This is a genomic window from uncultured Sphingomonas sp. (assembly GCF_934560975.1).
Classification (GTDB): domain Bacteria; phylum Pseudomonadota; class Alphaproteobacteria; order Sphingomonadales; family Sphingomonadaceae; genus Sphingomonas_I.
Map to the genome: position 1 here is coordinate 38,944 of NZ_CAKTFO010000013.1, position 22,540 is coordinate 61,483.

20 protein-coding genes and 1 pseudogene are annotated in these 22,540 nt (G+C 66.9%); 11 read left to right on the forward strand and 10 right to left on the reverse strand.

Annotated elements, in window-relative coordinates; genetic code table 11:
* Window positions 1-32 precede the first annotated feature (32 nt).
* The 3 genes from Q0D93_RS09650 (at window position 33) to Q0D93_RS09660 (ending at window position 3,577) form a co-directional block, all read left to right on the forward strand.
* Entirely contained in the window at window positions 33-953 is a 921-nt protein-coding gene (locus tag Q0D93_RS09650; protein ID WP_294393322.1) for a dihydrodipicolinate synthase family protein, read from the forward strand.
* 19 nt (window positions 954-972) lie between these two features.
* Complete coding sequence (locus tag Q0D93_RS09655; RefSeq protein ID WP_294393324.1) at window positions 973-1,968, forward strand: 4-hydroxyproline epimerase; 996 nt, start codon at window positions 973-975, stop codon at window positions 1,966-1,968.
* A gap of 214 nt (window positions 1,969-2,182) precedes the next feature.
* Window positions 2,183-3,577 (forward strand): amino acid permease, encoded by a 1,395-nt coding sequence (locus tag Q0D93_RS09660; protein ID WP_294393386.1) that lies wholly within the window; start codon window positions 2,183-2,185, stop codon window positions 3,575-3,577.
* A 46-nt stretch (window positions 3,578-3,623) separates the two neighbouring features.
* On the opposite strand, the gene Q0D93_RS09665 is transcribed toward Q0D93_RS09660, so the two are convergent.
* Window positions 3,624-5,432 (reverse strand): DUF885 family protein, encoded by a 1,809-nt coding sequence (locus Q0D93_RS09665; protein WP_294393326.1) that lies wholly within the window; start codon window positions 5,430-5,432, stop codon window positions 3,624-3,626.
* Between the two features lie 250 nt (window positions 5,433-5,682).
* On the opposite strand from Q0D93_RS09665, the gene Q0D93_RS09670 reads away from it, so the two are divergent.
* The gene (locus Q0D93_RS09670; RefSeq protein ID WP_294393388.1) at window positions 5,683-6,108 is read left to right on the forward strand and encodes a nuclear transport factor 2 family protein; all 426 of its coding nucleotides are present in this window, start codon (window positions 5,683-5,685) and stop codon (window positions 6,106-6,108) included.
* A 21-nt stretch (window positions 6,109-6,129) separates the two neighbouring features.
* On the opposite strand, the gene Q0D93_RS09675 is transcribed toward Q0D93_RS09670, so the two are convergent.
* The gene (locus tag Q0D93_RS09675; RefSeq protein ID WP_294393327.1) at window positions 6,130-7,233 is read right to left on the reverse strand and encodes an alpha/beta fold hydrolase; all 1,104 of its coding nucleotides are present in this window, start codon (window positions 7,231-7,233) and stop codon (window positions 6,130-6,132) included.
* Window positions 7,234-7,275: 42 nt separating this feature from the next.
* Complete coding sequence (locus tag Q0D93_RS09680) at window positions 7,276-8,295, reverse strand: Ldh family oxidoreductase (protein WP_294393329.1); 1,020 nt, start codon at window positions 8,293-8,295, stop codon at window positions 7,276-7,278.
* Between the two features lie 203 nt (window positions 8,296-8,498).
* On the opposite strand from Q0D93_RS09680, the gene Q0D93_RS09685 reads away from it, so the two are divergent.
* On the forward strand, window positions 8,499-8,714 hold the full coding sequence (locus Q0D93_RS09685; RefSeq protein ID WP_294393332.1) for a hypothetical protein: 216 nt from the start codon (window positions 8,499-8,501) through the stop codon (window positions 8,712-8,714).
* A 64-nt stretch (window positions 8,715-8,778) separates the two neighbouring features.
* Here Q0D93_RS09685 and Q0D93_RS09690 read toward each other — a convergent pair whose 3' ends face one another.
* Genes Q0D93_RS09690 through Q0D93_RS09700 form a run of 3 tightly spaced genes read right to left on the reverse strand, consistent with a single transcriptional unit; the run spans window position 8,779 to window position 10,376 of the window.
* Window positions 8,779-9,702: an NADP-dependent oxidoreductase gene (locus Q0D93_RS09690; protein ID WP_294393334.1), complete on the reverse strand. Its 924-nt coding sequence runs from the start codon at window positions 9,700-9,702 to the stop codon at window positions 8,779-8,781.
* Between the two features lie 22 nt (window positions 9,703-9,724).
* A complete protein-coding gene (locus tag Q0D93_RS09695) occupies window positions 9,725-10,186 on the reverse strand; it encodes a YbhB/YbcL family Raf kinase inhibitor-like protein (RefSeq protein ID WP_294393336.1) in 462 nt (153 codons plus the stop codon).
* A gap of 4 nt (window positions 10,187-10,190) precedes the next feature.
* Window positions 10,191-10,376 carry a hypothetical protein gene (locus tag Q0D93_RS09700; protein ID WP_294393337.1) on the reverse strand — a complete coding sequence of 62 codons (186 nt, stop codon included), beginning with the start codon at window positions 10,374-10,376 and terminating at the stop codon, window positions 10,191-10,193.
* Window positions 10,377-10,575: 199 nt separating this feature from the next.
* Here Q0D93_RS09700 and Q0D93_RS09705 point away from each other — a divergent pair, with 199 nt between their 5' ends.
* From Q0D93_RS09705 to Q0D93_RS09715, 3 genes are all read left to right on the forward strand, one after another.
* On the forward strand, window positions 10,576-12,210 hold the full coding sequence (locus tag Q0D93_RS09705) for a Na+/H+ antiporter (protein ID WP_294393339.1): 1,635 nt from the start codon (window positions 10,576-10,578) through the stop codon (window positions 12,208-12,210).
* 175 nt (window positions 12,211-12,385) lie between these two features.
* The gene (locus tag Q0D93_RS09710) at window positions 12,386-13,183 is read left to right on the forward strand and encodes an SDR family NAD(P)-dependent oxidoreductase (protein ID WP_294393340.1); all 798 of its coding nucleotides are present in this window, start codon (window positions 12,386-12,388) and stop codon (window positions 13,181-13,183) included.
* A gap of 139 nt (window positions 13,184-13,322) precedes the next feature.
* The gene (locus tag Q0D93_RS09715; RefSeq protein ID WP_294393342.1) at window positions 13,323-14,111 is read left to right on the forward strand and encodes a ZIP family metal transporter; all 789 of its coding nucleotides are present in this window, start codon (window positions 13,323-13,325) and stop codon (window positions 14,109-14,111) included.
* A gap of 11 nt (window positions 14,112-14,122) precedes the next feature.
* Here Q0D93_RS09715 and Q0D93_RS09720 read toward each other — a convergent pair whose 3' ends face one another.
* Window positions 14,123-16,399: an FdhF/YdeP family oxidoreductase gene (locus Q0D93_RS09720; RefSeq protein ID WP_294393344.1), complete on the reverse strand. Its 2,277-nt coding sequence runs from the start codon at window positions 16,397-16,399 to the stop codon at window positions 14,123-14,125.
* A gap of 191 nt (window positions 16,400-16,590) precedes the next feature.
* Between Q0D93_RS09720 and fdhD the strand changes: the two genes are divergently transcribed.
* Genes fdhD through glp form a run of 3 tightly spaced genes read left to right on the forward strand, consistent with a single transcriptional unit; the run spans window position 16,591 to window position 19,050 of the window.
* Window positions 16,591-17,310: a formate dehydrogenase accessory sulfurtransferase FdhD gene (fdhD, locus tag Q0D93_RS09725; RefSeq protein WP_294393391.1), complete on the forward strand. Its 720-nt coding sequence runs from the start codon at window positions 16,591-16,593 to the stop codon at window positions 17,308-17,310.
* Entirely contained in the window at window positions 17,310-17,840 is a 531-nt protein-coding gene (locus Q0D93_RS09730; protein ID WP_294393346.1) for a molybdenum cofactor guanylyltransferase, read from the forward strand. The genes fdhD and Q0D93_RS09730 overlap by 1 nt, the downstream gene beginning before the upstream one ends.
* Window positions 17,833-19,050, forward strand: coding sequence for a gephyrin-like molybdotransferase Glp (gene glp, locus Q0D93_RS09735; RefSeq protein ID WP_294393349.1), 1,218 nt, complete (start codon window positions 17,833-17,835; stop codon window positions 19,048-19,050). Before Q0D93_RS09730 ends, glp begins: the two co-directional genes overlap by 8 nt.
* A gap of 242 nt (window positions 19,051-19,292) precedes the next feature.
* Here glp and Q0D93_RS09740 read toward each other — a convergent pair.
* The 3 genes and pseudogenes from Q0D93_RS09740 to Q0D93_RS09750 all read right to left on the reverse strand — a co-directional run.
* Window positions 19,293-19,594 (reverse strand): annotated as a pseudogene (locus Q0D93_RS09740) (aldehyde dehydrogenase family protein); the annotation flags it as partial.
* A gap of 137 nt (window positions 19,595-19,731) precedes the next feature.
* Window positions 19,732-20,565: a TorF family putative porin gene (locus tag Q0D93_RS09745; protein ID WP_294393351.1), complete on the reverse strand. Its 834-nt coding sequence runs from the start codon at window positions 20,563-20,565 to the stop codon at window positions 19,732-19,734.
* A 159-nt stretch (window positions 20,566-20,724) separates the two neighbouring features.
* Window positions 20,725-22,227, reverse strand: a complete 1,503-nt coding sequence (locus tag Q0D93_RS09750) for a SulP family inorganic anion transporter (protein ID WP_294393353.1) — start codon at window positions 22,225-22,227, stop codon at window positions 20,725-20,727.
* Window positions 22,228-22,540 lie beyond the last annotated feature (313 nt).

A 22,540-nucleotide genomic window follows, 5' to 3' on the forward strand; every position in this document is an offset into this window, starting at 1 on the left:
TATACGATCCGACGTTCAAAGGAGGTTTCTGAATGTCTGCGTCGTCCCTCTGGCAGGGCGTCTACCCCGCCGCCACTACCCAGTTCGCTTCCGATCTTTCCATCGATCACGATGCCACGCAGAAGGTGCAGACCGCGCTTGTGGACGACGGCGTGGATGGCCTGATCATCCTTGGCACCTGCGGCGAGAACAACTCGCTTGAGCCGGACGAGAAGCGCAAGGTGCTGGCCGGCGCGGTGGAGGCGGTCGGTGGCCGCGTGCCGTTGGTGGCCGGCGTTTCCGAGTTCACCACCGCCCGCGCGATCGACTATGCCCGCGATGTGGAAAGGGCCGGCGCCGACGCGCTGATGCTGCTGCCCGCCATGGTCTATGTGCCGACGACCCAGGAACTGGTCGCGCATTTTCGTGCCGTGGCGGAAGCGACGTCGCTGCCGATCATGCTGTACAACAATCCGCCGGCCTACCGCGTCAACGTCAGCTTCGACGTTCTGGAGCAGTTGAGCGACGTCGCAAACATCGTCGCGGTCAAGGAAAGCGCGCCCGATCCGCGCCGCTTCACCGACGTCTTCAACCGCTTCGGCGATCGCTACACCGTGATGGCCGGGCTGGACGATATCGCGCTGGAAGGCCTGATGCTGGGCGCCAGCGGCTGGGTATCCGGCCTGACCAGTGCCTTCCCCGGCGAATCCGTGCGTTTGGTCGCCGCGCTGAAGGAAGGGAAGTTTGAGGAGGCTTTGGCTATCTATCGCTGGTTCATGCCGCTCCTTCATCTCGATGCCGAGCATGATCTGGTGCAGTCGATCAAGCTGGCCGAGCAGATCATGGGTCGCGGGTCCGAACGGGTGCGGATGCCGCGTCTGCCTTTGTCTGGACAGCGCCGCGCCGATGTGATCGCATGGGTGGAAAAGTGCGCCGCCACCATGCCCAGCAAGCAGGTGGCGGCCGCCGCCTGAACCCACAAGCGAGACGCCCGTGCGCCATACCTTCTTCTGCATCGACGGTCACACTGCCGGAAACCCTGTCCGCCTGGTCGTAGGCGGCGCGCCGCTGCTGCGGGGCGGATCGATGGGCGAACGGCGGATGGACTTTCTGGAGCGGTTCGACTGGATCCGCACGGGCCTCTGCTTCGAACCGCGGGGGCACGACATGATGTCGGGCGGGTTCCTCTACCCACCGACGCAGGAGGATGCCGACATCGGCATCCTCTTCATCGAGACGAGCGGCTGCCTGCCGATGTGCGGACATGGCACGATCGGCATGATCACGTTCGGCCTGGAACATGGGCTGATCTCGCCGCGCGAACCCGGCCACCTCAGGGTGGAGGTTCCCGCCGGCGTGATCGACATCGACTATGCGACGGAGGGTGAGAAGGTCACCTCCGTCCGCATCCGCAACGTGCCGTCATTCCTGGCCAAGCGCGGCATCGCGGTCGATGTGCCCGGCTTCGGACCGCTCACGCTGGACGTCAGCTATGGCGGCAATTTCTACGCCATCGTCGAACCGCAGGGCGCCTATACGGGACTGGATGACCTTGGCGCGTCGCGCATCGTCGAACTCAGCCGTACCATCCGGGCCATGGTGCGCGACGTGTATGAACCGGTTCACCCGCTGGACGATCGCATCCGCGGCGTGTCCCACATCATGTGGACGGATCGCCCGCGCGAGGGTGCGGACGGCCGCAACGCCGTTTTCTACGGCGAGCGGGCGATCGACCGCAGTCCGTGCGGAACCGGCACTTCGGCACGGCTGGCGCACTTGGCGGCGACCGGGCGGCTGAAGGTAGGCGACCGCTTCGTCCACGAAAGCTATATCGGCAGCCACTTCATCGGCCGGGTGGAGGCGGAGACGATGCTGGGCGACACGTCCGCCATCATCCCGTCGATCGAAGGATCGGCGATCGCCACCGGCTTCAACACGATCTGGATCGATCGCGCCGATCCGTTCTGGCAAGGCTTTTCGGTCGTATGATCCGGGCATGAGCCATCACGCCGGATCCTGTCGGACCATCATGCGGGGCGGCCCGTCCGCCGCCGCCCACCAGCGCCGCACCGCCATTATGGATGCGGGCGCCGGTACGCAGGCGCGTGCCCACATGACGCCACGATCATGAATCATCCGCAGCCGCCAGGTGCTGCACCAGCAGGAGGGGACAGATAACGTGCCACGCACTGCCTTCGGGCCGATCAAGCGTATCGATACGGCCCGGAGCGAGGCCCACAATTCGCTGCGGCCGACGCTCAGCTGGCCGCATCTGGTGGCGCTGGGCGTGGGGGCGATCGTCGGCACCGGCATCTACACGCTGACCGGGGTTGGGGCGGAGCGGGCGGGTCCGGCGGTGATCCTGGCCTTTGCGGTGGCCGGCATCGTCTGCGCCTGCGCGGCCCTGGCCTATTCCGAACTGGCGACGTTGATCCCCACGTCCGGCAGCGCCTACACCTATACCTATTCGGTGCTGGGCGAGACGCTCGCCTGGATCGTGGGGTGGAGCCTGATCCTCGAATATTCGCTCGCCTGTTCGACCGTGGCGGTCGGCTGGGCCGGGCATCTGGTCGGCTGGTTTCAGTCAGCGGGTGTGGTGCTGCCGCACGCCATCATCGCCGGTCCGCACGATGGCGGACTGGTCAACCTGCCGGCGGTGTTGGTGTCGCTGGCCGTGGCTGGGCTGCTGATGACCGGCACGCGTGAAAGTGCGACGATCAACATCATCCTGGTCGTCATCAAGCTCGCCGCTCTGTCGCTGTTCGTCGCGTTCGCGCTGCCGGCGTTCAACGCCGACAATCTCCATCCCTTCATGCCCTACGGCTTTGTCAGCCATGTCGAGGGCGGCGGGACCAAGGGGGTGATGGCGGCCGCCGCGATCGTGTTCTTCGCCTTCTACGGCTTCGATGCCGTGGCGACATCGGCCGAGGAGGTGAAGCGGCCGGCACGCGACCTGACGATCGGCATCGTGGGTTCGATGGCGCTGTGCACGGTCATCTACATGGCGGTGTGCCTGACCGCTGTCGGCGCGATCCACTTCACCACGCTCGCCAATTCGGCGGAACCGCTGGCGCTGGTGCTGCGCACTTTGGGCCATCCCGCCGCCTCGCACCTGATCGCGCTGGCTGCCCTGGTTGCGCTGCCTTCGGTCATCCTGGTGATGATGTATGGCCAGAGCCGCGTCTTCTTTGTGATGAGCCGCGACGGCCTGCTGCCCGCGATCATGAGCCGGGTGAACCCGCGCACGGGCACGCCCCTGTTCGTGACCGGGCTCACCGGCATCTTCGTCGCTATCGTCGCGGGCTTCTTCCGGCTGGACGAAATTGCGGAGCTGGCCAATGCCGGCACGTTGCTGGCGTTCATCGCGGTGGGTGCGTGCCTGATGGTGCTGCGTCGGACCCGGCCGGACCTGCCGCGCGTGTTCCGCTGCCCGGCGCCTTACCTGGTCGGCACGTTGACGGTGCTGGGCTGCCTATATCTGATGTTCAGCCTGCCGAGCATGACGTTGATCCGCTTCGTCGGTTGGAACCTGCTGGGGCTGGTCTTCTACTTCGCCTATAGCCGCGGCCGGAGCGTGGCGGCGGCGACTGCCGGCTGAGCTTGCGGCAACGTGGCGGCAGAACGATCCGCCGCCGCCTCAGCGGTCAATGCTTCTCATATTCCGGCAGCGCGGGGTTGAAGCCGGGCGGGTTCCTGCCGCCATCAGCGATGAACTTGTCCAGTCGTTCCTCTAGCGTGGTGAGCGGGACCGGTCCCAGCGCCAGTATGGCATCGTGGAAGCTGCGCTGGTCGAAGCGGCTGCCGAGCTTCTCCTCCGCCTCCGCGCGCTTGCGGCGGATCAGCATCTCGCCCAATTTGTAGGCGAGCGCCTGTCCCGGCCAGGCGATGTAGCGGTCGATCTCCGTCTCGATCTCATGCTCGCTGAGCGCCGTGTGATCGCGCAGATATTGCTGCGCCTGTTCGCGCGTCCAGCCATAATGGTGGATGCCGGTATCGATCACCAGCCGGCTGGCGCGCCAGATTTCGTAGGAGAGGCGTCCGAAATTCTCGTAGGGCGTGTCGTAAATCCCCATCTTGGTGCCCAGCCACTCCATGTAGAGCGCCCAGCCTTCGCCATAGCCGGAGAAGAAGGTTGCGCGACGGAAGGCGGGGCGGCGCACCGCCTCCTCGGCGATCGCCGCCTGCAGGGCATGGCCCGGATTGCATTCGTGGAGGGTCAGCGCGGTCAGCGTGTAGAGCGGTCGCGACGGCAGGTCATAGGTGTTCATCAGGCAGCTTTCGAGCCCGCCGCGCCCGCCCGTATAGATCGGGGCGAGGCTTTCCGGCACCGGCAGGACCGCAAAGCGGCGGCGCGGCAGGAAACCGATCAAATCCGCCAATGCCCCGTCCGCGCGCTTGGCCACATAAGCGGAAAAGGACAGCAGCTCGCGCGGGGTCTTGGGATAGAATTGCGGGTCGGTCCGCAGGAAGCGGAGGAAGGCGGGCATGTCGCCCCTGAACCCCGTTTGCGCCTTCACCTGCTCCATCTCGGCCGAAATCCGCGCCACCTCCTTCAGCCCGATCGCGTGGATCTGTTCGGCGGTCAGCCTGAGGGTGGTGAAGCCCTCGATCTGCGCCTGGTAGAAGGCCTTGCCGTCCGGCTTGCTCTCGGCAGCGAGCGTGGTGCGGGCTTGCTTCATATACTCGCTGCGGATGAAGCCGAGCAGCTTGGTGTAGGCTGGGATCGCCGCCCGGGTGAGCGCCTGTTCGCCGTCCGCGCGCAGCCTGGCCTGCTCGGCCGCCGGGATGGAGGCGGGCATCGCCTTGAAGGGGCCACGCAGCGGATTGCTGTCGTCGGCGGCAATGTAGGGCTCGATCGTCTTGTCGCGCCCGGCAACGACCACCCGTGGCACGCTGTAGCCGCGCTTCAGGCCGGCGCGCATGTTGGCGATCTGCTCGTCGAAATAGCGCGGCACGTCGCGCAGGCGGGCGATATAGCTCCGATACGCCTCCGCCGTAGCGAACCCGCCGGTCTGCGGGGCGAGGCCGTCCCAGAAGAAGGTGTCGGCGTTGAACGGCGCCTCGTAGGTCTTGAAGCGGAGGTCATCGACCGAGCTCTGGATGCTGCTGCGGAACACCTGCGCGTTGACCTTTTCCTCGGGCGACAGCTGCGACTCGGGAATGGTGTCCAGTTCCTTCAGGATCTGCGTCCAATAGGCCAGGCGGCGCTCCTGGACCGCCGGCACCACGCTGGGAAGGTGATCGTCATCCCCGCCCCGCCGCCGCCGGCGCACCCCGTCCTGCTGGCGCCAAACCCATTCGCGCTCATACAGCGCCTTCAGCCGTGCATCGGCGCTGTTCGGCGCGGTCGACGGCGCCGGCGCCGGCGCCGGGGGAGCGGCCTGCGCCAGCAAGGCGGGGGCGTGGCCCAGGGCCAGCGCGATCGCCAACGTGCGTGCGACGGAAATGCTCATGGATCAGTCCCTTTTCGATGCGGAGACCGGGACAGCGATGGTCCATGCATCCGGTACGTGCCACCACCCCGGATCGGCGTGCCACACCCATCCACTTTCCCGTATATAGAATACGATATACCACAGCGGGCCTGTGTCAATCGCGCCGGGTTGCAGCCGGTTGTTCAAGCCTTATGGTTCCGAGGATCCGGCAGGAGGGATGCCCATGAAGATCTGGACCGTGCCGTCGCTTGCCATCGCCGCATGGGGGATGGCCGTGCCGGTGGCCGCCACCACGCCTGCCGAGGACAAGGCCGCAATCCTTCAGGTCATCGGCGACATGCAGGCGGCCTGGAATCGCGGCGACTTCCCCGGCTACATGGCGGGGTTCGCCAACCCGCAAATCGTGTTCGTGTCGGGCGGCAGGATCCAGGATGGCTGGCAGGGCACGCTGGACCATTATGTCCGCGATTATGGCGGCGCGCCGGAGCGGCGTGGCACCGTGCGCTTCTACGACATGACGGTGGATCTGCTCGGGCCCGACGCCGCCTTGCTGATCAGCCACTATCATCTGGAGCGGCCGGAGCATCCGCAGGAGGGGATCAACACCCGCCTGTTCCGCAGGATCGACGGTCGGTGGCGCATCACCATGAACCACGTCTCGTCCTATGAACGGCATGATGCGCCGCCGCGCTGACCCGCGACGACGCGCCGCCGCCTAGCTCCCGCTGCGGGCAAGCAGGTCTACCAGATCCTGTTTCCAGTTCACCGCCCAGGTATGGGTGCCGTGGCCGTGGGTATCGTCCGTTTCCGCGATCATGCGGAAGCGGGCGTTCGGCATCCGCTTCAGCGCCGCTTCCGCGAATGCGAAATTACGCGGGTTGATGAAGTCGTCGGCCGAGTTGATCCACGTCACGGGAACGGTGATGCGCTCCAGGTTCGGCCAAGGGTTGTAGGTGCGCGAGCTTTCGAACTGGTAGATCATGTCGTTGGCATCGCGGGTCGCCATGTCGCGCTCAACCCGCTCCCGCGCCGTCTCGGTCGCGAGGTCGCGGGTCGGCCATAGTTTCTGGAAGTTGAGCGGCGCCGATCCTGCGATGACCGAAATGGAGGAGGCGGTGCGCAGGCCTTGCAGCGGTTGTGTCTTGTACTCGCCCCCGTTCCAGGTCGGGTCCGCCTCGATCCCGTCGACCAGCAATTGCCGCCACATGCGGTTGAGGCCGCCAATCTCCACCGGCTGGCAGGCGAGCGGCATCAGCGCGCGGGCGAAGCCGGGATAGGCCTCGCCCCAGATGAAGCCATGCATGCAGCCCATGCTGGTCCCGATCAGCACCCGCAACCGATCAAGGCCGAGCCCGTCCGTCAGCAGGCGATGCTGCAACATGACCATGTCGTCATAGTCATATTCGGGAAAGCGCATGTGCAGCCCGTCCGACGGCTTGGACGACCGGCCATGGCCGATATTGTCGGGCAGAATGATCCAATATCTGCGGATGTCGAGCGGCTGTCCCGGACCGTAGAGCTGGTCGGCGAATTGCGGCTGGAGGAATTGCCGGCCGCTGCCGCCGGTGCCGTGGAGCACCATCACGGCATTGTCGATCCTGCCGGACGCATCCCGATGCGGCGTGCCCAGCGTGCCATAATGTAGCCGAACCGCCGCCATCGTCTCGCCGTTGCGGAAGCGGACGTCCTTGGCGGTATAATCCGCCTCCTTCAATACCCATCGCGACGATTGCGCAACGGGCGGCTGCGCGACCGGTGTCGCAGGCGCGGGTGCGGCAGCGGCCTGGAGGGCGAGGGCGGCTAGGGTCGTCCAGGGCAAGGCAATCTCCCAGAAAGGCAGTAGAGGGTGCGGCGGTTCGCGTCAGGCGAGCAGTGCCTGGAGATCGTCGTACAAGGCGCGCGGCAGGACAACCCCGTCCCGCATGCTCCTCGCCCGCGCGTCGTAGCGGCGCTGCGAGGGCAGGCGGGCGCCCTGGTCGGTGATGCCGGTGAACAGGGCTTCGGCGCGGGCGATATGCGCTGCCGCTTCGGCGCCCAGGAACCCGGCGGGATCGATCGCCAGCACGAACTCGCCGCCGATCGGGGAGGAGCCCGCGCCCGCATCCAGCGCGATTGACTCCGCGCTGGTGAGGTCGCCGATCAGCGGTCCGGCCAGCAACTCCACCATGGCGGCAAGGGCCGATCCCTTGTGCCCGCCGAAGGTCAGCATCGCACCCTGGAGAACGGCCTGCGGATCGGTGCTGGGATGGCCGTCCGCATCCACGCCCCACCCTTCGGGGATCGCCTTGCCGGCACGACGATGCAGCTCGATCTCACCGCGCGCCACCGCGCTGGTGGCAAAGTCGAAGATGAACGGCGGGCTGTCGGCACGCGGCCAGCCGAATGCGATCGGGTTGGTGCCGAAGATCGGGCGTGTGCCGCCGGCCGGCGCGACCCACGCATGGCTGGGCGTGCAGGCGAACGCCACCAGACCCTGCTCCGTCAACGCTTCGATCTCGGGCCAGAGGGCGGCGAAGTGGACGCAGTGATTGATCGCCAGCGCGGCAATGCCGTTCGCCCGCGCCTTTTGCACCAGCAGCGGCAGGCCGCGCTCGAATGCAAGCTGCGCGAACCCGCCGCCCGCATCCACGCGCGCCAGCGCCGGGGCGGGTTCCGCCACGCGCGGCTCGGCATCGCGAACCACCTTGCCGGTCTTCAGCGTGTTGATGCAGACCAGCAGGCGATAGGCGCCGTGGCTGGCGCATCCGTCGCGCTCCCCCGCCACGATGGTGCGGGTCACGGCCTCGATATGCGCGGGTGCAAGGCCGTGGCGCGTCAGGATGGTCCGCGACATATCCGCCAACGCATCCAGGCTCATCTTCACGCCATCGGTGTCCGTCATCATCCCTCCCGCGTCACGCCCCTGCTCGGGCCGCCATACACGCTCTGCCCGGATCGTATACGATCCGGCGCGATCGGAAAGAGGCACCGTCGGCACACCTGCGCATTTGCGCCGGGCGGTGCGGTGTTGTGCGATCAGCAGGTCGCGAAAGCGGAGCCGATCGGGTGGCGCATCGTTCGGTATCGGTCGGAAGGAGCATAGCCATGACGACCAGCAAGCATCAGAAAATGGGCGGCGAGGGCCCGTTCAAAAGCGATCTGGAGGATGATCCCGGCATCGGCCAGTCCAAGGGCTTGTCCGCGACCGGCGAGGACCCGGACCTGCTGGAAGGGATCAACACGCAGGAGGGCGATGTCGAGAATGAGGCGACGCCATCCGGCGCGGTGGACGAGAACAGGCTGGGCCGCACCAACAAGTAAGATCCGGACAGGGGAGGGCGGCGGCATTGTCCGCCGCCACTTCCCTCGGCAGGCAGCCCGGCCGTCAGGTCAGCGTCAGCACGATCTTGCCGCGCACATGGCCTTGTTCCAGCCGCTCATAGCCCTCGCGTACCTGGTCCAGCGGATAGGTGGCGGACACCACCACGCGGACCTTGCCGGCGTCGATCAGGTCGGCGACCTCGCCCAACTGGACGGCATTGGGTTGCGCCATGTAGCGCGGGGCGGAACGGGCCTTGTGCTCCGCCGCCTTTCCCGCGTCGGGTTCCTGCAGGGTCGACACCATGATGCCGCCCTCGCGCAACGTCGCCCAGGAGCGGTCCTGTGTTTCGCCGCCGATCAGGTCGAACACCACGTCCATGTCGGTCGCCACGTCCTCGAACCGTTCGGCCTTGTAGTCGATCGCCCTATCCGCCCCGAGTTCGCGCACGAAGTCGAGGTCGTCGGTCGAGCAGGTGGCGAAGACGGTCGCGCCCATGGCCTTGGCCAGCTGGACCGCCATGTGGCCGACGCCGCCGGCGCCGCCATGGATCAGCACCCGCTGACCGGCGGTGAGCCCGCCATGATCGAACAGGCCCTGCCATGCCGTGATCGCGGCGAGCGGCACGGCAGCCGCCTGGATCAGGTCGATCGACCTGGGCGCGGCCACCAGCTCCACCGCCTTCACGATCACATAATCGGATTGCGCCCCGCGATCTGCGCCGATCAGGGCGAAGACGGGCTCGCCCTTGCTCAGCATGTAATGGGCGCGCGTGCCCACCGCCTCGATCGTGCCGGCCAGGTCGCGGCCCAGGATGATCGGCAGGTCATCCTCCTGCACGGCCGGGAACTTGCCCTCGCGGGTCTTATAGTCGACCGGATTGATGCTTGCCGCCGCGACCCTGACCAGCACCTCGTCATCCTGCGGCTGCGGGATGGCGCTGGGATCGATCATCAGTGCGTCGGAACCGCCGAACCACGACAGGCGCACGGCCCTGCTTGTTTCCACCATCTCACTCGCCCTTGTTTTCGAAGATGCCGACAATCTCGGCCTCGGCCACGACATGGCCGTCCATCGCCCGCAACAGCGCGCGCGGATCGTCGCCGGTCACCACGTCCAGCGTGGGAACGTCCAGGGCGAAGACCTTGAAATGATAATGGTGCGGCCCGTGCCCAGCCGGCGGTCGGGGACCGCCATAAGCCTGCTCGCCGAAGACGTTGGCGCACAGGGTATAGCGCGACAGATCCTGCCCCTCGGCCAGGCCGGGATGCTCCGCCCCGATGTCGCACACGGCCAGGTGCGTGACCGTGCCGGCGGGCGCATCGGGATCCTGCACGATCACCGCATAGCCTTCGGTGCCCACCGGCGCGCCGCCCCAGTCCAGTGCCGGCAGGACATTGCCATGCTCCCTGGCGTGGATCGCCGGCATGTCGCCCTGGTCGCTGAACGATGGGCTGCTGACTTGGAAGGCCATGTGGTCAATCCTTGGCCGGGATGGGGGCGTCAAGCGCGCGCGCAACCGCCTCCACCTCCGCATCGCTCGGCGGCTGCGGCAATTCGTTCTCGCCGGGCGCCAGCGCATCGTCGGGGATGCCGGGGCCGGTGCCGGCAATGGTGTCGTTCAGCGGGCGTGCATTGGTGCGGGGATCGGCGTCGTCGGCCATGTCGCTACTCTCCATGTCTGAAGGCTTTCAAGGCGTTCAACGCGGCACCGGAGCATTGGCTTCGCCCTTTCGTGCGCGGATCGGACAGGCCGAGGCGGAAAGATGCAGCGTGGCGGTTGCGACCCGGCGGCGCGCAAACTACGTCAAGCGTCTGTTGATCCCGGCTCAGGATGGTCGTCGAACATAGCGGAGTAAGTGGTTGGAGATTGTTTCCATTGTTCTGGTCCTGCTGCTGGCGGTTGTGGTCAGCGGGGCGATCTCCCGAATATTACCCGTCGGCATTCCCGTACCTTTGGTGCAGATCGCGCTCGGCGCGCTGATCGGACTGGCGGCGGACCTGCGTGTGGCGCTCAATCCCGAGCTGTTCCTGCTGGTCTTCCTGCCACCTTTGCTGTTCCTGGACGGATGGCGCATTCCCAAGGACGAACTGCTGAAGGACGTGCCCACGGTGGTGGAGCTGGCGCTCGGGCTGGTCCTCACCACCGTGATCGGGGTCGGCCTGTTTATCGACTGGATGATCCCGGCCATGCCGCTGGCGGTCTGTTTCGCGCTGGCGGCGGTGGTGTCGCCGACCGACCCGATCGCCGTGTCGGCCATCGCCGCGCGCGTGCCGATCCCCAAGCGGATGATGCACATTTTGGAGGGCGAGTCCCTGCTGAATGACGCGTCCGGCCTCGTCTGCCTGCGCTTCGCCATTGCCGCCGCGCTGACCGGCACCTTCTCGCTCGGCCAGGCGAGCCTCGCCTTCGCCTGGCTGGCGCTGGGCGGCATAGCCGTGGGCGTGGGCGTGACGCTGGCGATCACGCGCGGCAAGGCGTGGGTGTCCGATCGCTGGGGCGAGGACACGGGGTCGCAGGTGCTGATCAGCCTGCTGATCCCGTTTGCGGCCTATCTGCTGGCGGAGCATGTCCATTGTTCCGGCATCCTGGCGGTGGTCGCGGCGGGCGTTACCATGACCTTTGCCGAAATTTCGCGGCAGGCCCTTCCCCTCACGCGGATGCGCCGCAATTCGGTGTGGGACACGATCCAGTTCTCGCTCAACGGCATCATCTTCGTGCTGCTGGGCGAGCAGTTGCCCGGTATCCTCGCAGTTGCGGGCGAGACGGTGAAGGTGACGGGGCATGTGCGGCCGATCTGGCTGGGCATCTATGTCATGGCGATCGCGGCGATGCTGGGCGCGCTACGCTTCGGCTGGGTGTGGGTCTCGTTCCGCCTGACGTTGCTGCGACAGGGCGGCGACGTGCCGTTCCGTGGGCCGGACTGGCGCCTGTTCGCGGCCATGTCGTTCGCAGGCGTGCGCGGCGCGGTGACGCTGGCCGGCGTGCTGACGATCCCGCTGACCCTGAACGACGGAACGCCGTTTCCCGCCCGCGACCTCGCCATCTTCCTGGCGGCGGGGGTAATCATCGTGTCGCTGGCGGCGGCAAGCATCGCCTTGCCCTTGCTGTTGCGCGGCCTGAAGATGCCGCCCGAACCCTCGCTCCAGGCGGAGGAGGACCAGGTGCGGGTCGCCGCGGCGGAGGCCGCCATCCGCGCGATCGAGCGGACCCATCACGTGCTCGCATCCGGGCGCAGCGATGCCGACGTCTATGCAGCGGCCGCCTCCCGCATCATGGACGTCTATCGCGACCGGATCGAGCAGCGCAGCCAGGGGGATCGCGACCCGCGCGAGGTGCGCAGCCGCTATCGCATCGAGCGCGACCTGCGGCTGGCGGGTGTCCGTGCCGAACGCGACGAGATCTTCCGCATGGCGCGCAAGCGGCGGATCGGCAGTGCCCTGGCGCAGAAGCTGGTGCGCGAATTGGACCTGCTGGAGGTCCGCTACAAGGTTTGACCCCGACGCGCCGGGCATTGTTCCGCCATGGGGCTGTCAGGTCGATCGGCAATCTTGGTCGAACCGCTCCGGTCGTGCCCCGCCGCATGGCGGCAAAGCCGGCGCGGTGGGCCGGCGAGGGGGAACCCGCGACCATGCCGATGGTTCGCTTATTAACCTTCTGGAGTTCAACATCATGGCAGGCGAAACCAGGCCGTTCGCAGTGGTGACCGGCGGATCGAACGGCATCGGCTACGAACTTGCGCGGCAATTCCTCGACAACGGCTACGACGTGCTGATCGCGGCCGAGGATGAAAGCCACCTTGAGGAAGCATCTCGCACGCTGCCGGGCGATGGCGGCGCGATCACCACCCATGCCGGCGATCTGTCGACCGAGCAGGGGGTGGACAGCCTCTACCGGGCGATCGCCGGCCGGCAGGTCGATGCCCTGTGCGTCAATGCGGGCGTGGGGCTCGGCGGTGCGTTCGTCGATACCGACCTGCAACGCGAACTGAAGATGATCGACCTCAACGTCCGTGGCGCGGTGCAGCTGACCAAGCTGGTGCTGAAGGACATGGTGGCGCGCGACAGCGGCAAATTGCTGTTCACCTCCTCCATCGCGGCGACCATGCCCGACCCGTTCGAGGCGGTCTATGGCGCGACCAAGGTGTTCCTGCGCTGGTTCGGTGAGGCGCTGCGCAACGAGCTGAAGGACAGCAATGTCGGCGTCACCGTGTTGATGCCGGGGGTCACCGAAACCAACTTCTTCAACCGCGCCGATATGCTAAACACCCGTGCCGGCGCATCGGAGAGCAAGGACGATCCGGCCGATGTCGCCAAGCAGGCCTTTGCCGCGCTGGCAGCCGACAAGCACAAGGTCGTTCCCAATCTGAAGAACAAGGCGATGGCCGGCATTGCCGACGTGACCCCGGCGCCCATCGCCGCGCAGATCCATCGCGGCCTTTCGGAACCGGGCTCCGCCGACAAGGATTGACGATCCGATCGCGGCGGCCGGCCTGCATGTGCTTTCGCCTTCCGGCGTGGACAAGCGAGGCCGGTCCGCCGCGATCGCACATTCCGGTGGCCGCGTCCGTGGCCATCGACGTAGCAACATCCAGAGGATCGTCGCCCAGTTGAGCATCGCCCAGTCCACCATCCTGGCCGGTTCACTCGGCAGCCTGCTCGCCGGTCTGGCAACCGCGGTCGGGGCACTCCCAATCCTCTTCATCGGACGGCCCACCGACAAGCAGCAGAATTTAATGCTGGGGTTCGCGGCCGGCGTGATGCTGGCTGCGTCCTTCTTTTCGCTCATCATCCCCGGCTTGGCACAGGCGCAGGCGCAGGGCTGGAGCAAGCCGGGCGCGTCCGCCCTCGTGGTGGGTGCGATCCTGATCGGCGCGGCGGTGTTGAGCCAACTCAACCACATCGTGCCGCCGCTGGATGAACTGGGCCTCGGACCCAGCGGCATCGCCCAGGCGCGCTTCCGCCGCATCTGGCTGTTCGTGGTCGCGATCACGCTCCACAATTTTCCGGAAGGGCTGGCCGTGGGCGTCAGCTTCGGCGGCGGCAATATCGGGGCCGGCATCAGCACGGCGGTCGGCATCGGTCTGCAGAACATGCCGGAGGGCCTTGCCGTCGCGGGGTCACTGGCAAGCCTCGGTTATTCCCGCCGCTCCGCCATCGGCTGGGCGCTCGCATCCGGACTGGTGGAGCCCGTCGCGGGCGTGTTCGGGGCGGTGATCGTCACGCTCGCCCAGACCCTGCTGCCGTGGGGCCTCGGCTTCGCGGCTGGCGCGATGATCTATGTCGTCGCGTCGGAGATCATTCCCGACACGCACAGCCGCCTCCAAGGCAGCCGTGCGAGCCTGGGGTTGATGGTCGGCCTCGGCCTCATGTTGATGCTGGACACCACCTTGGCCTGAGGCCGAACCGATCAGGTGATGATCCGAACAGGCACTGCCTTGGCAGCCGGCGTCTTCGACTCCTCGTCGTGATACCAGAGCGGGATCAGCGGGTTCATTTCCGGATAATATGCGCCGATGCAGCCGCGCGGCAGCAGGAACGACGTCACCGTCAGCCCGCCGACCTCGCGATGCACGCCGTCGCCGGCATCGCTGGCAAGGCCCACCACCTGACCTTCCTTCAACCCGGCGCGCGCAATCTCGTCCGGGTGCATCAGCAACACGTCGCGCGTCCCCTCGATCCCGCGCAGCCGGTCCGAATAGCCGTAGATGGTGGTGTTGAACTGGTCATTTGACCGCAGCGTTATCAGCCGCCAGCGGCCGTCCGCCTCGTCCACGCCCCAGGCCGTCATCTTCTGCGGCACGGTAAACTGGGCCTTGCCGCTTTCCGTCTTCCACACCCGCTCCCGCGCCGAATTGCCGCGGTAGAAGCCACCGGGGGTGAAGACGCGCTGGTTGAAGTCGTGGAACTGTTCCGGATAGGTTTCTTCGATAGCGTCGCGCACCTTGGCGTAATCGCCGGTCCAGGCATCCCAATCGACTTTGGGATTGGGCGGCAGCGTCGCCTTGGCGATGCCGGCGATGATCGCCAGTTCGGACAGCAGATGCTTGCTTGCCGGTGTCGCCTTGCCGAGCGATCCGTGGATGCAGGACAGGCTATCTTCCATCGTCACCGCCTGGGGGCCGCTATCCTGCACGTCCTCTTCCGACCGGCCGAGGCAGGGGAGCAGGTAGGCAACCTTGCCGTTGATCAGGTGGCTGCGATTGAGCTTGGTCGCGATCTGCACGGTCAGGCGCATGTCGGTCCAAGCTGCCTCCATCTGCTCGCGCTCGGGAATGGCGCGGACGAAATTGCCGCCCAGCCCGATGAACGCCTTCACCTCGCCGGAGACGATCTTCTCGCACGCCTCCACCGTGTTGAGGCCCTTGTCGCGCGGCGGCTCGAACCCGAACTGCTCGGCCAGTTTGTCGAGCGGGATCAGCTCCGGCTTTTCCGAAATGCCTACCGTGCGCTGCCCTTGCACGTTGGAATGGCCGCGCACCGGCGACACGCCCGTGCCGTCGCGGCCGATATTGCCCTTCAGCAGCAGCAGGTTCACGACCATGGCGACATTGTCGAAGCCGTGGACATGCTGGGTCAGGCCCATGCCGTAGATGCCGATGGTGCGCGGCGCATTGATGTAGATGTCGGCCGCCTGCTCAAGGTCGGCGCGGGACAAAGCGGATTCCTCCTCGATCTCGTCCCAGCCGGTCGCCTCGACCTTGGCCTTGAACGCTTCAAAGCCGGTCGTATGCTGTTCGATGAAGTCGACATCCAGGATGTGGCGCTTCTGCTCGGTCCAGCTCTTCTCCTCCATCGCCAGGATGTGCTTGATCATGCCGGTGATCGCGGCGATGTCGCCGCCGGCCTTCACCTGGAGATAGAGGTCGGAGATCTTGGTCGCCTTGGGCGTCAGCATCTCGACCGGGCTTTGCGGGTTCTTGAACACCTCCAGCCCCTTTTCCTTGATGGGGTTGAAGGTCACGATCTTGCAGCCGCGCTCCACCGCCTCCTGCAACGGATGCAGGAAGCGCGGGCTGTTGGTGCCGGGATTCTGCCCGAAGAAGAAGATGGCGTCGCACAGGTGGAAGTCGCTGAGCACGCTGGTGCCGACCGGCGCGCCGATCGTCTTCTTCAGCGCGACCGACGTGGTCTCGTGGCACATGTTGGAACTGTCGGGCAGGTTGTTGTGCCCATAAAGCCGCGCGAACAAAGCGTAGAGATAGGAGGTTTCCAGGCTCGCCCGCCCCGACGCGTAGAAGACGGCGGATCCCGGATCGATCGCCTTCAACTCGGCCCCGATCGCCGCAAACGCCTCGTCCCAGGTGCACGGCACATAGGTGTCGCTGTCCCGGTCGTAGCGCATCGGCTGGGTCAGCCGGCCCTGCTGTTCCAGGTCATGGTCCTTCCAGCCGCGCAGTTCCGTGACTTTGTGCTCGGCAAAGAATTCGGGCGTGCAGCGGCGCGTGGTGAGTTCCCACAGGGTCGCCTTGGCGCCGTTTTCGCAGAACTCGAACGCATGGGGCTGGGCCGGCTTGGTCCAGGCGCAGGATACGCACATGAAGCCGCCGGGCTTGTTCTGGCGCTGAAGCGTGCGCAGCACAGCGGGCGAGTTCCGTTCCCGCAACGCCGTTTCGACAATCCCCCGGACAGACCCCCAGCCGCCCTCCGCACCGCTATAATGGACCATATCCTTTTCGTCGGCCATGTGATGCTCCTGTCCGGGCGTAGGATCGCACGGGGGAATGAAGTGTTGAACCCTCTCAACGAACGAAACGCGGAATGGCTACGGCCGTAATGTCCCGACGGGAAGTAGAGGGGGCGAAAGTGACGAATGGCGGGCAGGCGGCGCGCGAAAGGTCGTTCGTCCGGGTCGATGCGACCGGTGGGCGGGAGGCGATGCGCCGGCATGTGGCGCGCGAAACGCCGATTGCGATCGAGATCAACGGCCTGGGCTATGCGGTGCTGATGGCGACGCCCATGCACCTGCGCGATCTCGCGACCGGGTTCCTGCTGGCGGAACGCCTGATCGACGCGGTCGGCGACCTGATCGACGTGGACGAGGTGGAGGTAGCGCGCGGCGTGCTGCTGCGGGTGACGCTGGCCGCCGACCGGATCGATCGGGTGGCGGAAAGGGTGCGTCACCGTATCTCCGAATCCTCCTGCGGCCTGTGTGGGATCGAGAATCTGGAGCAGGCGCTTCGCCCGTTGCCGCGTGTCGTGGCCGCCTCCGCCGCGACGGAGGCGGCGATCTTCGCCGCCTTGCACGCGATCGAGGCGGAGCAGCGGCTCAACCGTCAGACCGGCGCGGTGCATGCGGCGGCGGTGTGCGCGGCGGACGGCTCGATCCGACTCGTGCGGGAGGATGTCGGCCGCCACAATGCGTTCGACAAATTGATCGGGGCGGCTTTGCAAGACGGGCTGGCGTGGGACGGCGGCTTTGCGCTGCTGACCTCGCGCTGCTCCTACGAACTGGTCGAGAAAGCGGTGCTGGCGGGCTGCCCGATGCTGGCGACCATTTCCGCCCCCACGGACCTGGCGCTGGAACGGGCGGCGGAGGCGGGGCTGGCGTTGCGGACGCTGGCACGGCGTGACGCCTATCTTGAGGCGGTCGGCTGATGCGCGTGCTTGGCGCGATCCTGTGCGGTGGGGCGTCCAGCCGGTTCGGTTCGGACAAGGCCTTTGCGCGGATCGGCGGGATCGCGCTGGTAGAGCGGGTGCGCGACGCCATCCTGCCGCAGGTCGACGGGCTGGTCAGCTGCGGGCGGTCGGTGCTCGGGCTGGAAGGGCTGAGCGATCGTCCCTCGCCCGGGCTGGGGCCGCTCGGCGGGTTGAACGCTGCACTCCATTTCGCCGCCACCAGCGGTTTCGACGCGGTGTTGAGCGTACCGTGCGACGCACCCTTCCTGCCGGACGATCTGCTCCACCGGCTGCGTGGCGGGGTGCCGCATCATGTCGAGCAACTGCCGGTGATCGGGCTGTGGCCGTCCGCGCTCGCGCCGCTGCTGGATCAGCATCTCGCGGAGGATGCGCGCCGATCGATGCGGGGTTGGGCAGAGCGGGCCGGGGCTACGCCCGTCCGGCTCGGTCCCATCGCCAACGTCAATGCGCGCGAGGATCTGACCGCGCTGGAGCGGGATAGTGGCTGATCGTCCACCGCGCCCCTCCGTAAGCCAGGCGCTGGCCGTCATCCGGTCCAATCTCGCGCCGCTCGGCGTGGAGACGATCGGGGTTGCGGATGCGCTGGGGCGCATCCTTGCCCAGCCGGCACATGCGGCCATGCATGTCCCGCGCTTCGATGCGTCGGCCATGGACGGCTATGCCCTTCGCAGCGTCGACGTGGAAGGGGCGTCCCCCGACACGCCCGTGTCGCTGATGCTCGATCCCCTGATCGCGGCAGGTCGGCTGGCTGGGACGCTGCAACCGGGGCATGCCGCCGCGATCGCGACCGGCGCGCCCATTCCGGATGGGGCGGACTGCGTGCTGTTGCGCGAGGCCGCGATGTTGACGGGGGATCGGGTGGCGGTGGCGCAGCCGATCGCCATGGCCGCGAACGTGCGCCGTCGCGGCGAGGATGCGCGGTCGGGGCAGCAAGTCCTGCCGGTAGGCGCGCGCATCGGGGCCGAGGCGGTCGGCGCGCTGATCGCGTTCGGCGTGGACAATGTTGTGGTCCGCCGCCGCCCGCGACTGGCGATCCTGTCCACCGGCAGCGAGTTGCGCGCCGACGCCGGGCATCTGCACCCAGCGGCGATCATCGACAGCAACGGGTCCATGATCCGCGCGGCGGCGGCAGAGCTTGGCCTGACCTGCGACCGGATCGGCGCGGTGGCGGACGAACCCACACTGATCGAGGCCGCCATCGCGCAGGGCATGTCCAGCGGAGCCGACCTGATCCTCTCCACCGGCGGGGTCTCGGCCGGGCAATTCGACCTGGTGCGCCAGGCGCTGGAGCAGCGCGGCGGGCGCGTGCTGTTCCACGGCGTCCGGATGCGGCCGGGCAAGCCTTTGCTGTTCGCGCTGCTGCCCGACGGCCGGCCCTATTTCGGCCTGCCCGGCAACCCGGTGGCGGCCTTGGTCGCCTTCCGCTTCTTCGTCACCGCCGCCGTGCGCGCGCTGATGGCGTTGGGGGAGGAACAAGGCGAAGCCGTGCCGATGACCGAACCCGGCCGGGATGGTACCACCATCTTCCTCCGGTGCCGCCAGGACCGGGACGGCGCAGGCCTGGTGCGCCTGGACACCGCGCTTGATCAGAGGTCTCATGTGCTGAGTTCGGTGCTTGCCGCCGATGCCTGGCTGCGGATCGATCGGGACGATGCCCCCGGTGCGACGCTGTTTCCAAAACGGCCAGACCTGCCATGACCTCCGGCGAAGGCGACCGGCCGGGCTGTCAGGACAAGGCGGCCAGCAGTTCCGCCGTGCTCATCCTGCTGCGTCCTGGAATGTCGCGCTTCCTGGCTTCTGCATACAACTCCTCCAAGGTGCGATGGTCGCGGAACGGGCGCGTCTTGTCTGCAACGTCCTCCGGCTGGGCTGAGAATTGCTAGCCCGCACGTGTGTCGGCCCGCTTCTTGGCGGTGGTGCGCCGATAGTCGGCATCGGACCTGTATGTCGCCACGTGCGTCGGCAATCACCTTGCCATGCTCGGAGGCGAGCAGGTGGGCGAGCATGTCGATCCCCGCCTCGATCAGCGCCTTGAACCGGAACGGCACGCGCGCGCGGCGCTGCGGGTTGGTGACGCCCCAGTCCGGTTGCGCCGCCCGCGCCGCCGCGACCGCGCGATCGAGTATGTCCTCCCGCCCAGCGGCACCCGTGCCTGCACGCAGCCTGTATTGGGGTCGAACACGTCGCCGAAGCGGGTAGGGGAGCCCGTGTGCCCGCCGATATGATGACTGATCTGTCGCATCGCTCTTCCCGGTCGAGGAGGGTCAGCGCGGACGCGCAGCCGTCCTGTTATGGGATCGGGATAACAGAGGTTGCGGCGAACCGCGCGCCGAACCGTCCGGGCCTGGCGGCGGCAGGCCCGGACAGCACAGGATCAGGTCAGAAGGCGGCCGTAATGCTGAATACCACCTGCGATCCGGCGATCGATCCGCCGTCCTTGGTGGACGAGAAATTGGGCACCAGATAGGCGGACTCGCGTTTGCCGATGTCGGTATCGACATAGGCGACGCCCAGAACGATCTTGCCCAGCGCATAGTCCGCGCCCAGCATCCAGTCCCAATATTCGCCGGTCGGCGCGACGCTGGTGCCGTTCGGTCCCAGGCCGGAATTACCTCTGGAATAGCCAATATGGCCCTTCAGCGTCACGGGCGTGGTGGTGATGGCGGCGGTGGCGTCGCCCCACAGGTACAGATTGTCCTCCTTGTCGCCCGGATCGGTGTAGACGCCGGCGACCGCATCCCCGCCGGTCGCATACCATTTGCCCAACGCCTGCTGCTTGGGGGCATAGGCCACGCCCGCCAGCAGCGACACGGGCCCGGCCGTGCCGCTGAGCTTCACATAAGGTTCGGCAAAGTCGGTCTCGCTGGCGCCGCCGGGATAGGTGTACCAGGTCAGGCCGACGTCGAGCGTGCCGCCGCCACCCACCGGCAGCTTGAAGCCGCCGATCAGGTCCAGCTCCATGTTGGCGCCGCCGAACGTGCCCCAACCCGCCAGGTTGGAGCCCCACACGCCGGCATAGGCTCCGCTCTCGTGCGAAACGGTGATGCCGCCCTGGACGGCCATTTCCTCATCGCTCTGCGACACGCCGCGGAAGCGATAGTCGGATACCAGGCCGACGCTGCCCGCAATCGTGAACGGTGACGTCGGTGCCTCTTGGGCGAGCGCAGGCGTAGCTGCACACAACACCGCTAGCGCGGCCAGACGGTAAGCCATGGAACGTTCCCCTTTATCGGTCGAACGTTCCCCCTGCACCCGATCGGCACGGCCTCTTGCGCATCGTGCCATGCGCCCGGCCGGTGTCCCTCGGGTTGAGTGAAGCCTATGTCCTTAACGTGTCCGGTTTATGTCCGGTTTGTTACGAAACACGTCTGTTCAATGTTTGACCTTGTCGGCGACGGATGGCTGCACGCCCGATAGTTCGACCGTGTTTCCGGCCTTGCGACGGCGATGCAGCCAGTCGCGCAGCATTTCGGCGGACGTGTGATCCACCGCATGCAGCCGCTCCAGATCGAGCCGCAGCGGGCGATCGTTGGGCAGTTCCTCCAGCGCACGCGTCAGCTTGGGCAGGGTGACAAAGGTCGCCGTGCCGGCCAGCGCGACGCGGCTCTCCTCGCCCGCATGATCGGTATCGACCTTGAGTCCGAGACGGCGGGCATGGGGCAGCAGTTCCAGCATGGAGAGGCCAAGCCCGACCAGCACGCCGGTCAGCAGGTCGGTCGCCACCACCATCACAAAGGTCGCGGCCCAGATCACGGCGGGCAGCACGCCGTAATTCTGGAACAGGTGGCGCGCATGGCTGAAACTTACCAGCCGCCAGCCGGTGACGACCAGGATGCCGCCCAGCGCCGCCATCGGGATCTCGCGCAACAGCCAGGGCATCAGCGCGACAAAGCCCAGGATCCACACGCCGTGCAGGAACGCGGACAGCCGGGTCATCGCGCCCGCCTGCACATTGGCCGAACTGCGCACGATCACGCCCGTCATCGGCAGGGAGCCCGCCAGGCCGCAGAGCAGGTTGCCGATGCCCTGCGCCCGCAACTCCTTGTCGTAGTTGGTACGCGGACCGTCATGCATCCGGTCCACCGCGGCCGCCGACAGCAGCGTCTCGGCCGATGCGATAAAGGCGATCGCCAGTGCCGTAGCCAGGATGGCCGGGCTGGTCAGGGTAGCAAGGAAATCGCCGCCGGGCGTCTCCACCGCGCCGAGGATGGAGTCCGGCACATTGACCCGGTTGATACCGAAACCGGCAAAAACGGTCAGCAGCGTCGCGGCCGACACGCCGACCAATGCGCCGGGCAGCAGCCTCAGCGATGCCGGCCGGAACTTCTCCCACAGCAGCATGGCGGCGATGGTCACGCCGCCCACGATCAACGCCAGCTCGGTGGTGCGGAAATCGCTGGACAGGCCCAGCACGCGGCCCGGCATCGCCGCCAGATTGTCGAGGCCATGGCTCATCGGCTTATGGTCGAACAGGACGTGGAACTGTCCGATTACGATCAGCGCGCCGATGCCGGCCAACATGCCATGCACCACCGCCGGCGAAATGGCGCGAAACCATCCGCCGAGCTTCAGGCTGCCGGCAATGAACTGGATCGCGCCGGCAAGGACCAGGATCGGGCCGAGCGCGAGAATGCCGTGTTCGCGCACCAGTTCGAACACGATCACGGCCAGGCCCGCCGCCGGGCCGCTCACCTGGAGCGGGGATCCGGCGAGCAGGCCCACGACGATGCCGCCGATGATGCCGGTGAGCAGTCCCTTTTCCGGCGCGACGCCGGATGCGACCGCGATGCCCATGCAGAGCGGCATCGCGACCAGGAACACCACGATGGACGCGGTGATGTCCCGCGCCAGGAACTTGGTCGTCAAGCTGGGCATCGTGCGCTCCCGTGTTCGGCGGATCTGAAAAGGCGGACATCCGCCGCAAGCCGGCTGGACAGTGGCTGATCCTTGCGGAGGTCAGCGATGCGGCCGGTCCGGCCGTCCAGCGTCCCGCCGGCGTGGATGACGATACAAGGAGGTGCCGGCGCCCCGAAGCCCGGCCCGTCCGTGGTCAGCGTCTTGAGCAGCACGGCCTCGCGAGGGATCGGCTTCTTGGAGCTGCAAACTCGTCCCATCACGTCGCTCACAGCTTCTGCTCCAACACGTAACAGAGCAGCTTTATATAAGCTGGTTTGCTGAGACCCCGCCG

Coding starts and splice junctions, on each gene's coding strand:
- Q0D93_RS09650 (WP_294393322.1), top strand. CDS start 33: ATGTCTGCGTCGTCCCTCTGGCAGGGCGTCTACCCCGCCGCCACTACC.
- Q0D93_RS09665 (WP_294393326.1), bottom strand. CDS start 5,432: ATGAGCATTTCCGTCGCACGCACGTTGGCGATCGCGCTGGCCCTGGGC.
- Q0D93_RS09670 (WP_294393388.1), top strand. CDS start 5,683: ATGGCCGTGCCGGTGGCCGCCACCACGCCTGCCGAGGACAAGGCCGCA.
- Q0D93_RS09680 (WP_294393329.1), bottom strand. CDS start 8,295: ATGACGGACACCGATGGCGTGAAGATGAGCCTGGATGCGTTGGCGGAT.
- Q0D93_RS09685 (WP_294393332.1), top strand. CDS start 8,499: ATGACGACCAGCAAGCATCAGAAAATGGGCGGCGAGGGCCCGTTCAAA.
- Q0D93_RS09695 (WP_294393336.1), bottom strand. CDS start 10,186: ATGGCCTTCCAAGTCAGCAGCCCATCGTTCAGCGACCAGGGCGACATG.
- Q0D93_RS09700 (WP_294393337.1), bottom strand. CDS start 10,376: ATGGCCGACGACGCCGATCCCCGCACCAATGCACGCCCGCTGAACGAC.
- Q0D93_RS09710 (WP_294393340.1), top strand. CDS start 12,386: ATGGCAGGCGAAACCAGGCCGTTCGCAGTGGTGACCGGCGGATCGAAC.
- Q0D93_RS09720 (WP_294393344.1), bottom strand. CDS start 16,399: ATGGCCGACGAAAAGGATATGGTCCATTATAGCGGTGCGGAGGGCGGC.
- fdhD (WP_294393391.1), top strand. CDS start 16,591: ATGCGCCGGCATGTGGCGCGCGAAACGCCGATTGCGATCGAGATCAAC.
- Q0D93_RS09730 (WP_294393346.1), top strand. CDS start 17,310: ATGCGCGTGCTTGGCGCGATCCTGTGCGGTGGGGCGTCCAGCCGGTTC.
- Q0D93_RS09745 (WP_294393351.1), bottom strand. CDS start 20,565: ATGGCTTACCGTCTGGCCGCGCTAGCGGTGTTGTGTGCAGCTACGCCT.
- Q0D93_RS09750 (WP_294393353.1), bottom strand. CDS start 22,227: ATGCCCAGCTTGACGACCAAGTTCCTGGCGCGGGACATCACCGCGTCC.